The 522-nt window shown below is 68.4% G+C and carries 1 protein-coding gene; it reads left to right on the top strand.

Annotation, left to right across the window (positions count from 1 at the left end; all coding sequences use genetic code 11):
* Positions 1-517: ISAs1 family transposase (locus ABTU92_RS27520; RefSeq protein ID WP_408094776.1), on the top strand; the 517-nt coding region annotated here is incomplete at its 5' end.
* Positions 518-522 lie beyond the last annotated feature (5 nt).

Genomic DNA, 522 nt, shown 5'->3' with positions numbered 1-522 from the left:
GAAGGGGAACCAGGAGTCGCTGCGCAGTGATGCCGACGCGTGCTTTCTGACGATCAAGAAGACCCATCCCACGGCCGAGACCACCGAGCGCGGCCACGGCCGCACCGAGACCCGGCGCGCCGCCGTCGTCGATGCCGGCGATCTCGCCGACTACCACAAGTTTCCGGGGCTGAAGGCCTTCGGCCGCATCGAGCGCAGCCGCCGCCTCGCCGGCAAGACCGCGCGCGAGGTCAACCTCTTCGCGTTGTCCCGTGCCGTGTCACCCGCCGAACTGCTGCGCGTCGTGCGGGCGCATTGGGCGATCGAGAACGCGCTTCATTGGGAGCTCGACGTCGTCGTCGCCGAGGACGCCGCGCGAAACCGTCGCGACCACGGTCCGCAAAACCTCGCCGTGCTCCGACGCCTCGCCCTCAACGTCGCCCGCGCCGATCAGACCAAGGGCTCACTCGCCGGAAAGCTCAGGCAGGCCGGATGGAACGACGACTTCCTCTTCAAGCTCCTCGTCCAAACGCGATAGCCCTG

It is taken from the genome of Rhodoplanes sp. SY1, assembly GCF_046000175.1.
In the GTDB taxonomy this organism is placed as follows: domain Bacteria; phylum Pseudomonadota; class Alphaproteobacteria; order Rhizobiales; family Xanthobacteraceae; genus Rhodoplanes.
This window is presented reverse-complemented; position numbering and strand designations above follow the sequence as displayed.